Annotated in this window: 15 protein-coding genes; 10 read left to right on the plus strand and 5 right to left on the minus strand. The window is 66.2% G+C overall.

Features of this window, described 5'->3' with window-relative positions:
• The first annotated feature begins 413 nt into the window (after window positions 1–413).
• The 10 genes from F4827_RS17630 to F4827_RS17675 all read left to right on the plus strand — a co-directional run bounded on the left by F4827_RS17630 (window position 414) and on the right by F4827_RS17675 (window position 8,479).
• The gene (locus F4827_RS17630; protein ID WP_103701420.1) at window positions 414–977 is read left to right on the plus strand and encodes an RNA polymerase sigma factor; all 564 of its coding nucleotides are present in this window, start codon (window positions 414–416) and stop codon (window positions 975–977) included.
• Window positions 974–1,411, plus strand: coding sequence for a DUF3619 family protein (locus F4827_RS17635; RefSeq protein WP_183725403.1), 438 nt, complete (start codon window positions 974–976; stop codon window positions 1,409–1,411). Before F4827_RS17630 ends, F4827_RS17635 begins: the two co-directional genes overlap by 4 nt.
• 21 nt (window positions 1,412–1,432) lie before the next feature.
• Window positions 1,433–2,266, plus strand: a complete 834-nt coding sequence (locus F4827_RS17640) for a DUF3106 domain-containing protein (protein ID WP_183725405.1) — start codon at window positions 1,433–1,435, stop codon at window positions 2,264–2,266.
• A 151-nt stretch (window positions 2,267–2,417) separates the two neighbouring features.
• Window positions 2,418–2,981 (plus strand): RDD family protein, encoded by a 564-nt coding sequence (locus F4827_RS17645; RefSeq protein WP_183725814.1) that lies wholly within the window; start codon window positions 2,418–2,420, stop codon window positions 2,979–2,981.
• A 209-nt stretch (window positions 2,982–3,190) separates the two neighbouring features.
• Window positions 3,191–4,141 carry a UDP-2,3-diacylglucosamine diphosphatase gene (locus F4827_RS17650; RefSeq protein WP_183725407.1) on the plus strand — a complete coding sequence of 317 codons (951 nt, stop codon included), beginning with the start codon at window positions 3,191–3,193 and terminating at the stop codon, window positions 4,139–4,141.
• 72 nt (window positions 4,142–4,213) lie between these two features.
• Entirely contained in the window at window positions 4,214–5,245 is a 1,032-nt protein-coding gene (locus F4827_RS17655; protein ID WP_183725409.1) for a glycosyltransferase family 1 protein, read from the plus strand.
• A 265-nt stretch (window positions 5,246–5,510) separates the two neighbouring features.
• Entirely contained in the window at window positions 5,511–6,152 is a 642-nt protein-coding gene (locus tag F4827_RS17660) for a diacylglycerol kinase (protein ID WP_260175272.1), read from the plus strand.
• A 221-nt stretch (window positions 6,153–6,373) separates the two neighbouring features.
• A complete protein-coding gene (locus tag F4827_RS17665; RefSeq protein ID WP_183725413.1) occupies window positions 6,374–7,099 on the plus strand; it encodes a TetR/AcrR family transcriptional regulator in 726 nt (241 codons plus the stop codon).
• Complete coding sequence (locus F4827_RS17670; protein WP_183725415.1) at window positions 7,096–7,680, plus strand: TIGR00730 family Rossman fold protein; 585 nt, start codon at window positions 7,096–7,098, stop codon at window positions 7,678–7,680. The genes F4827_RS17665 and F4827_RS17670 overlap by 4 nt, the downstream gene beginning before the upstream one ends.
• A 52-nt stretch (window positions 7,681–7,732) precedes the next feature.
• Window positions 7,733–8,479, plus strand: a complete 747-nt coding sequence (locus F4827_RS17675) for an SDR family oxidoreductase (RefSeq protein ID WP_183725417.1) — start codon at window positions 7,733–7,735, stop codon at window positions 8,477–8,479.
• A 25-nt stretch (window positions 8,480–8,504) separates the two neighbouring features.
• On the opposite strand, the gene F4827_RS17680 is transcribed toward F4827_RS17675, so the two are convergent.
• The 5 genes from F4827_RS17680 to F4827_RS17700 all read right to left on the minus strand — a co-directional run bounded on the left by F4827_RS17680 (window position 8,505) and on the right by F4827_RS17700 (window position 13,763).
• On the minus strand, window positions 8,505–9,101 hold the full coding sequence (locus tag F4827_RS17680; RefSeq protein WP_183725419.1) for a DUF924 family protein: 597 nt from the start codon (window positions 9,099–9,101) through the stop codon (window positions 8,505–8,507).
• Entirely contained in the window at window positions 9,098–9,844 is a 747-nt protein-coding gene (locus F4827_RS17685; RefSeq protein ID WP_183725421.1) for an alanyl-tRNA editing protein, read from the minus strand. Before F4827_RS17685 ends, F4827_RS17680 begins: the two co-directional genes overlap by 4 nt.
• 144 nt (window positions 9,845–9,988) lie before the next feature.
• Complete coding sequence (locus F4827_RS17690) at window positions 9,989–10,399, minus strand: group II truncated hemoglobin (protein ID WP_183725423.1); 411 nt, start codon at window positions 10,397–10,399, stop codon at window positions 9,989–9,991.
• A 125-nt stretch (window positions 10,400–10,524) separates the two neighbouring features.
• Entirely contained in the window at window positions 10,525–13,050 is a 2,526-nt protein-coding gene (locus F4827_RS17695) for an ABC transporter permease (protein WP_183725425.1), read from the minus strand.
• Window positions 13,051–13,148: 98 nt separating this feature from the next.
• Window positions 13,149–13,763 carry a DUF4126 domain-containing protein gene (locus tag F4827_RS17700; RefSeq protein WP_183725427.1) on the minus strand — a complete coding sequence of 205 codons (615 nt, stop codon included), beginning with the start codon at window positions 13,761–13,763 and terminating at the stop codon, window positions 13,149–13,151.
• Between the last annotated feature and the right edge of the window lie 261 nt (window positions 13,764–14,024).

A 14,024-nucleotide genomic window follows, 5' to 3' on the forward strand; every position in this document is an offset into this window, starting at 1 on the left:
ACCGTCGAAGATAGCGGCTCGAAAGCATTCGGTCAAGCGCTTATTACTCGTTCATGGCTCGTTCGCCACGCATCGGCAAGAAACGTTGCGAACGTCGCATGTGCCACGAATGAGCGGAGAACCGGCAACGACACCCCATACCGACCACTTGCGCGGCGCCAATCGAAACTCTTCGAACGCGATTTCTGGCGTAACAGGCGATACTCCTGCTTCAAGGCGTCTGAAAGCGCCACGCAAGGACGGCAGGTGTTTCACGGAAGCCCATTGAAAGGCATCTCTGTGATGCATACCGGTTCGAACGCAAACGTCTGGCCGGACGGCTACCCCGCTTGTGCGGAAATTTGCTACGATCCGCCAGTTTTACGACATTTTTCGAACGATTACGCGTACGCTGGTGGCGGCGCCTGCAACGGATGGCATCAGACAAGGAACTCGCCGATTTCCTGGCGGGCGTCGAAAGACGCGCGTTCAAGCAGACGGTCTACGCCGTACGCGACGACGACGCGTCGCTCGACATCGTGCAGGACGCGATGATCAAGCTCGCGGAAAAATACGGAGACCGCCCGCCCGCCGAACTCCCCCTGCTCTTCCAGCGTATTTTGCAGAATACGATGCACGACTATTTTCGTCGGCAGAAAGTACGCAATACGTGGGTGAGCCTTTTCTCGTCCCTCGGCGGCGCCGACGACGAGGAGTTCGACATCCTCGAAACCTTCGAGTCCGAATCGGGATCGCCCGGCGTCGAGAGCAGCGAGCAGCAATTCGAGCGTGAACAGATCCTCAAGCTGATCGAAGAAGAGATCCAGAAATTACCGGCACGTCAACGGGAGGCGTTTCTGATGCGTTACTGGGAAGATATGGATGTCGCCGAAACCGCCGCCGCCATGGGCTGCTCCGAAGGTAGCGTGAAAACGCACTGTTCGCGGGCCACGCACACGCTGGCTCAGGCGCTCAAGGCCAAAGGAATCACGCTATGAGCTCCACTCCCGAAATCAAAGAACTAGAGTTCGTGCAGGGGATGCGCCGCGCGCTTGACGAGAGCGCGGCCAGCCTGCCGTCCGCCACCACTGCCCGCCTCACCGCCGCCCGCAAGGCCGCGCTCGCACGCAAGAAGGCCGAGCCGGTGCTCGTGCGTGTGCCGTCGCTGGCCGCAGCGGGTGTGGGTGCCGGCATGGCCGCGCTGCCCGGCGCCGGCGGCCTGCCGCCACGCCGCCGTTCGGCGCTCGCGCGCTTCGCGCTGGCCTGGCCGCTCGCGGCACTGGTGGCGGGACTGTTCGCCATTGCATATTTCGAAGACCAACAACGCACCGCAGAACTCGCCGATATCGATGCGGCCATGCTGAGCGACGACCTGCCGCTCACGGCCTATCTCGATCACGGGTTCAATGCGTACCTGACGCGCGCGCACTAAATACAGCGGGGGATTGACGGGGTGAGTTACAAGCGCGGCCTGGCCGTTGTCATTGGATGCGTGGTCACGGCGTTGGTGTCGTATGCGGCGACGTATCCGCGCTTTCACCCCGAGGCTTCCGCCCCGGATTCGGCGCTCGCGCCGGCCACCCCCGCACAGGGGCAGGCAGCGACGTCCGACGCCGCTGCAACGGCAGCGGCCACGGCTGCCGCGCCGGCCATCGACAATTCGGATAACCCGCTCTCCTGGACGCGTCTGACCGACGCGCAGCGCACTGCGCTCGCGCCTTTCGCCAGCGAATGGGACAAGTTCGGCGATGCGCGCAAGCGAAAATGGCTGCGCATCGCCGCGCGTTATCCGAAGATGACGCCCGATGTGCAGAAGCGCCTGCAGGAGCGTATGACCGAATGGGTGCGCATGACGCCCGAGCAGCGCCGTGTCGCTCGCGAGAACTACCAGGTGTCGAAGGAATTGCCGCCGCAGGCCCGTCAGCGTGCCTGGAAGGCGTATCAGGAACTGTCCGAAGACCAGAAGGCCAAGCTCGCCGCCAGTGAGCGCAAGCGCCGCACCGTGGTGAGCGCACCGCCTAGCGGCAACAAAAGCGAGATCCGCGATATCGAGCGCCTCGTGAACGAACGCGAGCATCGCGCCCGCGCCCGCACGGCCTCCGGCGCGTCCGGGCCGGGCAACACGCCTGCGCCTGTCGCCCCCGGCCAGCCCGGCACCTCGGGGCAACTCGCCGAACCGCCCGCTACCGCGATGGCCGCCAGCATTCCGGCCGCAGGCAGCTTCGAACCGGCGATTCCGATCCCCGTATCGCCCGCCGAAGCGCCCGCAGCATTCAAGGGCTCCTGAGCGCGCGCTCGCACTTGATCGGGCCGGATTCCGCCTGATCGCGCCGCATCACGTTTCCCCGCGTTTATCGCCGCCGCGCTTCGCGGTTATGCTCACGGTGTCCCGACGCTTCTGTTGATTACGCGCCACCGTGACCGAACACGCCACCGCAGTGCCCGCCGTCACCGCTGCCGATGCGAACTCGCCGTTTCAGGCCGCGTCGCCCGCTGCTCCCGTGTCCATACGCAGACGCCTTGCCGCGCTCGTCTACGAGAGCGTGCTGCTGTTCGGCGTGGTCTTCCTCGCGGGCCTCGCCTTCAGCCTCGTCCTTCAGCAACGCAACGGCTACACGTATCACCGGCTGATGGCCGTCTGGATCGCTTTCGTCGCCGGAGCGTATTTCGTCGGCTTCTGGCGGAATGGCGGCCAGACCTTGCCGATGAAAACCTGGCGCCTGCGCGTGACCGGCCCGGACGGCCAGCCGCCCACGATCGCGCGCGCCACGCTGCGTTACTTCGCCGCCTGGCTCTGGTTCCTGCCGCCACTCGCGCTGCATCCGCTGCTGCACCTCACCGTCCCGCATACGCTCGTGCTTGCCGCACTCTGGTTCGTGCTCTGGGCCGCCTGCGCCCGGCTGAACCGCGAGCGCCAATTCCCGCACGACCGGATCGCCGGCACGCGCATCGTTGCCGCGCTGAGCGGCAACCCGCCAAGCCCTGGTTCAACCGCGCTGTAGTCAGCGCACCACGTCATCAAAGCGTCACGCAGCGAAGCGCGAAAGCGCCGTGCGCACGCAGCGCGGCGGGCGCGCCCCAGGCCCCGCGTGGCTGTGGCCTGAGCCATGTCCCGCGCGCCGCGATTGCGTAACAAGACCTTCTTGTGAATGTCACGGCGCCGTCACGGCCTCATGGCGCAATGCGCATATTGCAACCTGCCGCGTGAGCCATGGCCCAGAAGACGACCGCGACCCCACTTTTCCGGCAGACCTCCGGTCAGGACAACGACCCCGCCGCCTTCCACTCCGGTCCGAGCGCCGCCGCGTTCCCGACGCCTGCGCTGCCCCTCATGGACACCGGCTCGTCCGATTCGCACGACGACGATCACCCCGCCCCGCATCGCTACCGCACGATCTGGCTATCCGATATTCACCTCGGCACCAACGGCTGCCAGGCGAACTATCTGCTCGATTTCCTGCGTCACAACGAATCGGAATATCTGTACCTCGTCGGCGACATCATCGACGGATGGCAGCTGCGCAAGGGCTGGTTCTGGCCGCAGGCGCATAACGACGTCGTGCAGAAGGTTCTGCGCAAGGCGCGCAAGGGCACCCAGGTCGTGTACATCCCCGGCAACCACGACGAAGGTGCGCGCCAGTTCTGCAATATCGCTTTCGGCGATATCCACGTGCGCGAAGAAGCGTTCCACACCACGCTCGCCGGCAAGCGCCTGTGGGTCGTGCATGGCGATCTGTTCGACGGCGTGATCCAGCACGCCAGGTGGCTCGCCTACCTGGGCGATTCGGCGTACACGATGATCCTCGTGCTCAACCGCTGGTTCAACCGCGTGCGCGCGAAGTTCGGTTTCAACTACTGGTCGCTCTCGCAGTACCTCAAGCATCAGGTTAAGAACGCGGTGAACTTCATCTCCTCGTTCGAGCGCGTGATGACCGACGAGGCGCGTCGCCGCGGCTGTGACGGCGTGGTCTGCGGCCACATCCACAAGGCGGAGATTCGCGACATCGACGGCGTGCTGTATTGCAACGACGGCGACTGGGTCGAAAGTCTTTCGGCGCTCGTCGAAACCTTCGAGGGCGAACTGCGCATCGTCCATTGGACCGTGATGAAGTCGCCGCAGGCACAGGGCGCACCGCGCAAGGCGCGTGTGAGCGCAGCCTGAAACTGCGCATTCGCCCGATTCAAAGCTTTCGCTAACTTACTGCAACACCCGAACCCCGAGGGCCGACGACCGATGAAAGTGATGATCGTGACCGATGCATGGGAGCCGCAGGTCAACGGCGTGGTAAGGACCCTGAAGAACACGACGCGCGAGTTGATCGCGCTCGGCCATCAGGTCGATCTGCTCACGCCGCTCGAATTCCGCACGATGCCGTGCCCGACCTACCCCGAGATCAAGCTCTCGCTGTTCCCCACGCGCCATCTGCGCGAGCGCATCGACGCCTTCGGCCCCGACGCGATCCACGTCGCCACCGAAGGGCCGCTCGGTCTGGCCGCCCGCCGCTACGCGATGGAGCACGACCTGCCGTTCACGACCGCCTATCACACGCGCTTTCCCGAGTACGTGCAGGCGCGTTTTGGCATTCCGCTGTCGGCCACATACCGCTTCCTGCGCTGGTTCCACAAGCCTTCGCTCGCGGTGATGGCGCCCACGCCCGTCGTCAAAACCGACCTCGAAAAATTCGGCTTCACCAACGTCGTGTTGTGGACGCGCGGCGTCGACCTCGAAATCTTCGAGCCGATGGATTCGAAAGTGCTCAACACGGCGCGCCCGATCTTCCTCTACGTGGGCCGCGTGGCCGTGGAGAAGAACGTCGAGGCCTTCCTCAAGCTCGATCTGCCAGGCTCGAAGTGGGTCTGCGGCGAAGGTCCGGCGCTGGCCGAACTGAAGTCGCGCTATCCGCAGGCGAACTACCTGGGCGTGCTGAGCCAGCCGGAACTCGCCAAGGTCTACGCCGCCGCCGACGTGTTCGTGTTCCCGAGCAAAACCGACACCTTCGGCCTCGTGCTGCTCGAAGCGCTGGCCTGCGGCACGCCGGTGGCGGCTTACCCGGTGACGGGCCCGATCGACGTGCTGGAAGGCGGCAGCGCGGGCGCGATGAACAACGATCTGCGCGAAGCCTGTCTCGAAGCGCTCAAGATCGACCGCTCGACGGCGCGCGCCTGGGCCGAGCGCTTTTCGTGGCGCGCCGCATCCGAGCAGTTCGCCTCGCATCTCAAGCCACGCACGCGCGCGTCGATGCAGGAAAGCAGCGCAGCGGCCTGAGCCGCGCTTATCCCCCGCTACGGACCGGAGTACCACGATGAACCGGCCCTGCGCCACCTCTGCCCCCGCTGTTACCTCTGCCTGCCTCGTCTCTTCGATCCCGTCGCCCGCCGTCGGGATCGAGGACACAATTGACGACCACCCGGACGTGCTGACCGAACCGGCCGAAGCGCCCGGACCCGTGCGCCCTGGCGCGGCATCGTCAGACGTTTCCGGCGCAACGGGCAACCACGCGTGCGATACTGCGGCATCAACCCGCACCGTTATGGCCCCACGTCCTTCGACACCATCGCACGCCTCTGCCGCGCCTCGCGATTCCGAGACGCCGCAAGCCACCCAGCCACCGACGCATGGCGGACCCACGTCCGTCCACGTGAGCGGTGCCGCCAACGCGCCGCAGAACCCGCCAGCCCTTCACAGGCCGGCGCAGGCCGAGCCGCCGGAGCCGCCCCATCTGCATGAACCGCTCGGCCCCGACGATCCGCTCGCCCCGCTGCCGTTCAACCCGTACAAGGGCAACCGCGGCGTCACGCGCGCGTGGAAAGCGCTCCAGTACTCGATCAAGGGCTTTCGCACCGCGATCCACAACGAAAGCGCGTTCCGCCAGGAACTCACGCTCGCGGCCATCATGGTGCCAATCGGCGTATTCGTGCCGGTCGAACCGGTCGAGCGCGTGCTGCTGCTTGGCTCGGTGATGCTGGTGCTGATCGTCGAGCTGCTCAATTCGAGCATCGAGAACGCCGTCGACCGTATCGGTCTCGAACGCAACGAACTCTCGGGCCGCGCCAAGGATCTGGGCAGCGCGGCGGTGACGGTCGCGCTCGTCACCTGCGTGATGACCTGGGGCTTGATCCTCGTGCCGCGTTTCGGCCCGACGCTGATGCACTGGATCGGCGCGCGCGGATAGCGCCGCACGGACTACACAACGCACGCATGCGGCAAGCGCGCATGCGGTAGCCGATTTTCTTCATTCCCCGTTGGCTCCTGTCGCGCCCCTGGCGTCGGTTTATAATCGAACGACAGTCTTAAAAAACGACCAACCGCGTCCGGGCACCCACGCAGCAGCCACGCAGCCATAGCAGGCCGCAGCGTTGTTCGCCCGACGCCGTACTTTCAGGGCCGGACGACATGGATGCCAAACCTCCCCGCCGCACACGCGAACGGATACTCGAACTGTCGTTGAAACTCTTCAACGAGATCGGCGAGCCCAACGTCACCACGACGACCATCGCCGAGGAAATGGAGATCAGTCCAGGCAACCTGTACTATCACTTTCGCAACAAAGACGACATCATCAACAGCATCTTCAGCCAGTTCGAGCAGGAGATCGACAAGCGTCTGCGCTTCCCGGACGACCATCGCGCCACCATCGACGAGATGTGGGCGTATCTGCAATACATGGTCGATTTCACATGGCGCTACCGCTTTCTCTATCGCGACCTGAACGATCTGCTGGCGCGCAACCGCACGCTGGAGATGCACTTCAAGCAGATCATCAGCCACAAGGTTGCGTTCGCGAAGCAGTTCTGCGACCAGTTGAAGGAAGATGGCGAGATGGTCGCCACGCCGGAAGAGATCGCGGTGATCTCGACCAACATCGGCGTGATCGCCACGTATTGGCTCTCGTACCAGTTCGTGATGAACCCGCGCAAGTACAACGATCAGGAAGCGATCCGCGTCGAGCTGCACCAGGTCAGCGTGCAGATCGTTTCGCTGATGGCGCCGTACCTGCGCGGCCGCGCGAAGCAGTTGTTCGACGATCTGGTTTCGGGCAAACACCCGCAGCGCGAGTTCTACGACTATCTGCCGCCGCGCGACGGCGTCGCCAGAGACAGCAAGGAAACCCGCGAATGAAAGCCGTTTGCGTCTATTGCGGCTCCTCGTCTGGAGCCAAGCCGGTCTACAACGAAGCGGCGCAGGCGTTCGGCCGCGCGCTCGTGCAGGCCGATCTGGGCCTCGTCTACGGCGGCGGCAAGGTTGGCCTGATGGGTGTGATCGCCGATACCGTGATGGCCGAAGGCGGCCGCGCGATCGGCGTGATTCCCGAGCTGCTGTTGGACAAGGAAGTGGGCCACAATGGCCTGACCGAACTGCATGTCGTGCCCGACATGCACCACCGCAAGAAGATGATGGCCGATCTCTCGGACGGCTTCGTCGCGCTGCCCGGCGGCGCGGGCACGCTCGAAGAGCTGTTCGAAGTCTTCACGTGGGCGCAACTTGGCTATCACCACAAGCCGGTCGGCATCCTCAATATCGACGGCTTCTACGATCCGCTCATCACCTTGTTCGAACACACGGTAAGCGAAGGCTTCATGCGCCAGGCCTACCTGGACATGCTGCAGATCGACAGCGATCCTGCGGCGCTGATCGGCAAGCTGCAGCGCTATCACGCGCCCGTGGCGGACAAGTGGGCCGTTCAGCGCGAAAACGTTTAAGGCGCGGCGTCTGAGTCGCGACGTCCGAGGCTCAAGAGCGGAGAGAAATGCGATGGGTAAGGTCGTCCTGATCACCGGCGCGAGCCGCGGCATTGGCCGCGCGTGCGCCCGCCTGCTCGGCGCACGCGGCTGGACCGTGGGCGTCAACTATCTGCATAACGCCCCCGCCGCCGAGGAAACCGCCGCTGAAGTGGGCCGCGCCGGCGGCCACGCGCGCGTGCTGCACGGCGATGTGGCCAGGGAGGCCGATGTGATCGCGATGTTCGACGCGCTCGAATCGGCTTATGGGCGCATCGATGCGCTCGTCAACAACGCGGGCATCGTCGCGCCCGGCAGTCAGGTCGCCGATATGGACGCCGCGCGTCTGAAGCGGATGTTCGACGTCAACGTGTTCGGCGCGTTCCTGTGTGCGCGCGAAGCGGCGCGGCGCATGTCGAAGGATCGCGGCGGCGATGGCGGCGCGATCGTCAATGTCTCGTCGGCGGCGTCGCGGCTGGGCTCGCCCAACGAATACGTTGACTATGCCGCGTCCAAAGGCGCGATCGATACGATGACGATCGGCCTCGCCAAGGAACTCGGGCCGCAGGGCGTGCGCGTGAATGCGGTGCGCCCTGGCCTGATCGACACGGAAATTCACGCCAGCGGCGGACGCCCCGAGCGCGCCGCCGTGCTGGGCGCGCAGACGCCGCTCGGCCGTCCGGGCAGCGCGGACGAAGTCGCGCAAACCATCGTGTGGCTGTTGAGCGATGCGGCGTCTTACGTGACCGGCGCGTTGCTCGACGTGAGCGGCGGGCGCTGATTTACAGCGCGATCCAAACGCCGGTTTAAAAGCGTGAGCCGGGCTGAAGTAAGAACGCGGTCTCGGCTTCGCTGCTTTCGCGGCCCAGCTGCGCATTGCGATGCGGAAAGCGGCCAAAACGCGCGATCACCTCGGCGTGGCGCTGCGCGTAGTCGAAATAGCCCTTCGCTTGTGGGTCCTTCGCAAGCTCTCCGAACAAGCGCAGCGACTCGCGCTGCGCCTCGGCAGATTCGGCATGTTCAAACGGTAAATAAGCGAAAGCGCGATGTTCGACGGTGGGCAGGCGCAGATCGGCACCGTTAGCGACCATTGCCCTCGCAATGGCGAGCGCGCGCTCGTCGGCGGCGAACGCGCGCGGCGTGTCGCGATGGCAGTTGCGCGAGAACTGGTCGAGCACGATTACCAGCGCCAGCGCGCCTTCGGGCGTGGCGCACCAGGCGTCGAGTTCGCCCGCGCAGGCGGCGTCGAGCAATGCGCCGAAGCGCTCGCGCAACAGCGCATCGAACGCCGCATCCTTCTTGAACCACATCTTGCGCTTGCGGCCATACTCCGCCGAATCCGGCGCGCCGAACCAGAAGTCGAGCACTTCACGAGCCCGCGCATCGAGCGAGTAGTCGCTCATTCCACCAGTTCCAGCACGAGCCTGCGCGTGCGTGCGCTCTTCTTCTCCAGCTTCGCGACGCGCAGGCCGCCGATTTCGCGCGTGTTCTGCACATGCGTGCCGCCGCACGGCTGCAGATCGACGCCTTCGATGCGCAACAGGCGCACGCGCCCCAAGCCCATCGGCGGCTTCACGCTCATCGTGCGCACGAGTTCGGGACGCTGCGCCATGTCTTCATCGGTGATCCATTCGGTCGCCACCGCATGCGCGCCCGCCACCAGTTCCGCCAGACGCGCTTCGACCTGCTCCCGCTCGATCGGCTCGACCGTGGCGAAATCGAGCCGCGCGTAGTCGGCCGTGATGCTGCAGCCGTCCACGGCGTAAGGCAGCACCGCACACATCAGATGACTGGCCGTATGCAAACGCATATGCCGGTGGCGGCGCGTCCAGTCAATCTCCGCGCGCACGCGCTCGCCCACCGCCAGGCGCGCGAGCAGCGCTTGCTGGCCTGGCGCGGGAAGATGCAGGGCGTCGTCGGGGGTCGCGCCTTCGAATTTCGCCTTGCGGGTATCGGCGATCGGGATGCGCGTGCCGTCCGCCAGCACCAGCGCGCCGGTATCGCCCGCCTGGCCGCCGCCCAGCGGATAGAACACCGTCTGGTCGAGCAGCACGCCCTCCTCGCCCACGGCGAGCACGGTGGCGTCGCAGTGCGTCAGATAGGCGTCTTCGCGGAACAGTGCGCGGGTGCGCGTGGCGGTCGTCATGGGGGCGGTCTCCGGTTTGTTGTCGCCTTTCGGGCGCAGACGTTCATTATCGCGACGCGCGCGCAGTCGCAAAATACAACCCCAGACGCCCATGCCCGGACTGTACCGGTCAGCTAACCGGGCCAGTCCGCAGCGAGACCTCGATCAACCCGGACGATTGCGCATCCAGTCGGCGGTTTCGAAGAACGAATGCAGCAGCCGCTCGCGCAGCGGTTCGGCCAGGCCGATGTCCTGCATCGCCCACGCCATGCAGCGCAGCCATTGATCGCGCTCCGACGAGCCAATCGCAAAAGGCAGATGCCGCGCGCGCAGACGCGGATGGCCAAAGCGCGAGATGTAGTGATCGGGGCCGCCCATCCAGCCGCACAGGAACCAGAAGGTCTTGTCGCGCGAGCCGTCGAGCGTTTGCGGATGGAGCGCGCGGATGCCTGCGAATTCGGGTTCGAGGTCCATCAGGTCGTAGAAACGGTCGACAAGCTCGCGCAAGCGCGCCTCGCCGCCGACAAGTTCGAAGGCCGTGGGTTGCTGCGGCGCTTCGTCGGCTGGATCGGTCATACAGTGGAATCGGTACAAAAAACGGGGGCGGCAACACCTTCACGGATGCTCAGTTAACGAGGCGCTGCCGGGCGAGCGGCCATTTTCGCATAGCGCGCGGCGCGACCTGCGCCGCACCGCGGCCCTCAAGCGTCGCGCAGCGACTGCAGCGCGGGCCGCGCCAGCACATGACGCAGACTGATCCAGCCGCCCACGCCCGCGCACGCCACGCCCGCGACGATGCCGGCAGGAATGAGCCACGGATCGAAGGGAAGATCGAAATCGAACACGCGCGTCGCCAGCACCGAGCCGACGATCTGCGCGCCCACCGCCGCCATCAGGCCCGCGAGCGCGCCCACGGCCACGAACTCGGCGATCTGCACCGAACGCACCTGGGCGTGCGAGGCCCCCAAGGCGCGCAACAACGCCGACTCGCGCATGCGTTCGTCGCGAGTGCCCGCGAGCGCCGCGTAGAGCACCAGGACGCCCGCCGCGAGCGTAAAGAGAAACAGGAACTGCACCGCGCCGATCACCTGCTCCAGCATGCGCTGGATCTGCGCGAGGATCGGGCCGATATCGATGGCCGTAACGTTCGGATACTGCGCGACCAGCCCGTCGATCACGGCGCGCTGCGACTCGGGCAGATGGAAACTCGTGATGAACGTGGCCGGGAAATCGTGCAGCAGCGCGGGCGGCATCAGCACGAAAAAGTTGACCTTGAACGAACCCCAATCGAGCTTGCGCACGCTTGTGACGGGCGCGCTCACTTCGAGGCCGGTCACATCGAACGTCAGCACGTCGCCGGGTTTCACGTTGAGGATTTTCGCGAGGCCCTGCTCGATCGACAACTGCGGCGAGGCCGAATCGCCGTACCAGGAACCGGCTTCGATCCGGTTGTCGTCGGGCAACTGCGTGGTGTACGAGAGGTTGAACTCGCGATCGACCAGACGCCGCGCATCCTCGCTCTTGTACTGATCGGGGTTCACGGGCTGGCCGTTGATCGACGTGAGACGACCACGCACCATCGGCTCCAGATCGGGATCGGCAATGCCGTGCGCGCGCAGCCACGCGGCCACGGCGTCCCGCTGCGCGGGCTGGATATCGATGAGGAATTCGTTGGGCGCGTCGGGCGGCGTGGACTTGCGCCAGCCGTCGATCAGATCGTTGCGCGTCATCGCGATCAGCAGCAGACACATCAGGCCGATGGCGAGGGACGTGATTTGCAACGCGCTCGCGCCGGGCCGCCGCTCCAGCGAGGCCAGCGCATAGCGCCAGCCCACGCCCGCGCGCGAATCGAGACCGTTGCGCTGGCTGCGCGCCAGGCGCGCCGCGCCCCAGAGCGCCACGCGCGCGATCGCCGCGAACACCAGCAGGCCGAGCGCAAAGCCGCCCGCCACGATGCCGCCAAGCTTCAGTTCACCCGCCGCCAGCACCAGCAGCCCCGCGAACAGCACGATGCCGATGGCGTAAGCGGCCCAGGCGGTGCGGCTCTCATCGCCCCATTCGCGGCGCAGCACGCGCACCGGCGGCACGCGTGTGAGCGGCAGCAGCGGCGGCAAGGCGAAGCCGAGCAGCAGCACGAGCCCCGCCGCGACACCTTCGAGCGCGGGCAGCGGCCCCGGATACGGTAGCGCCACGTCGATCAGCGTGCCCAGCCACGCTAGCAGCGCGAGATGCCCCGCGTAACCGAACGCCACGCCCACGCCCCCGCCAACCAGACCGAGGCCCGCGAATTCGAGCACGAAGATCGCGCGCAGCGTGCGCTGGCTCGCGCCAAGGCAACGCATCGTCGCGCAAGTGTCCAGGTGGCGGCGCGTGTAGCGATGCGCGGCCATCGCGATGGCCACCGCCGCGAGCAGCGCGGTCAACAGCGACACGAGCGTGAGGAAATGGCGCGCGCGTTCGAGCGTCTGGCGCACCTGCGGTTGGCCGTCCTTGAGCGATTCGAGCGCGACGCCGCGCATCTTGCCGCGCGTTTTGTCGCCGTCGACCTGCTCGCGCGCCCACGTGGAGAACCGTGCGACGGCGGGATCGGCGCCCGCCACCAGCAGCCGGTAAGTGACACGGCTGCCGTAGCCGGTGAGGCCCGTCGAGGGCAGATCGGCCGCGTTGAGCAGCAGTCGCGGCGAGAAGTTGACGAAGGAGAAACCGCGGTCGAGTTCGCGCGTGATGATCGCGCCCACGGTCAGGGTTCGGGTGCCGACCTTGACCGCCCCGCCCACGCGGAGCTTGAGCGCATCGAGCAATTCGTCGTCCACCCAGACGGTGCCGGGCGGCGGAATGCCCTGCGCCTCATGGTCCGGCGCGCCGGGCGCGGATGCAATGCGCAATGCGCCGCGCAACGGATAGCGCGGCGACACCGCTTTGACGGCGGCAAGTCGCGCAGGCGCCTGCCTCGCCGCATCCGCGGCGGGCACGCTCACCATGCTGGGGAAGATCGCCGTCGTCGCGGTTTGCAAGGCGAGCGCCTGCGCCTCGCGCGCGAATATCGGATCGAGCGGGTGATCGGCGCGCACGATGAAATCGGCGGCGATCATGCGCTTGGCGTCGCGCTCCAGGCCGCGTTGCAGGCGATCGGCGAGAAAGCCCACGCTGGAAAGCGCCGCCACGGCCAGCACCAGCGCCAGCAGCAACATGGTCAGTTCGCCCGCGCGCCAGTCGCGCGCGCTCATGCGCGCAGCAAGGCGCACGAGGTCGGACCCGCTCAGGGAGGCACGTGCGGGCGTTACCGCAGCAGAAGACGATGCAGACGAGGAAGGATGAGCGCCGTTCAATCGTGACGGCTCCGCAATGAAAACCGCGTGACCATATGCATGGCCATGCCGCGAAAGCCGCCCTGCACGCCACGCCACAGACGCGGCAGCGCCCAGGTCGCCACCAGCAGGAACGCCAGCAGCATCACCAGAAACAACAAGGGCACGAAGAACGCCAGCAGCACGCCGACGAAGGTCATGCCGTCCTCGGCGCTGGAGGTGACGACGTTCGACACCGGCTCGGGCGACAGATTGATGAGCGCGCGCGTGCCGGCCTTGGCCAGATGCGCGGTGCCGGCGAGCGTGCCGCCGGCGAGCGCGGCAATCGTCAGCATGGCCGGATCGGCGTGGCCCAGTGCGCCCGCCGCCAGCACGGCGCCGGCCGGAATGCGGATAAACGTATGCACGGCATCCCACAGCGAATCGAGCGCGGGGATTTTATCGGCGAGGAATTCGAGGACGGTGAACGCGGCGGCAAAGCCGATCACCCAGGGCGAGGACAGGATCGCGAGCGTGTCGGGTAGATGGATGATGCCCAGACGCTGCATCACGCCGGCCATCAGCACCGTCAGGTAGAGGCGCAGGCCGCTGCCCCAGGACAGGCCTGCGGCGAGAGATAAGGGTTCCAGCATGACTGCCTCCTCGCGCGAGGCTCGCGCGGCGCCGTTCCCCACGAAACGAGGCGTAGCGCGGCGTCCAGTTTCGTCCGGCGCGGCCCAGAAAGCCGGGGACAAAAAGACAGCGGCGCTCGCGGCGTCCGCGGCGCTTGAGTGTTATGGGGTGGACTCGGGTGGTGACCGTCCCATTATAGCCACGCACGCTGCGCCGCCGCAGTGCGGTTTTTGCATCCTGGTGCGTCGAAACCACGCCGATCGCACGATAAATGGCGCGAA

The organism is Paraburkholderia bannensis (assembly GCF_014200455.1).
GTDB classification, from domain to species: domain Bacteria; phylum Pseudomonadota; class Gammaproteobacteria; order Burkholderiales; family Burkholderiaceae; genus Paraburkholderia; species Paraburkholderia bannensis_A.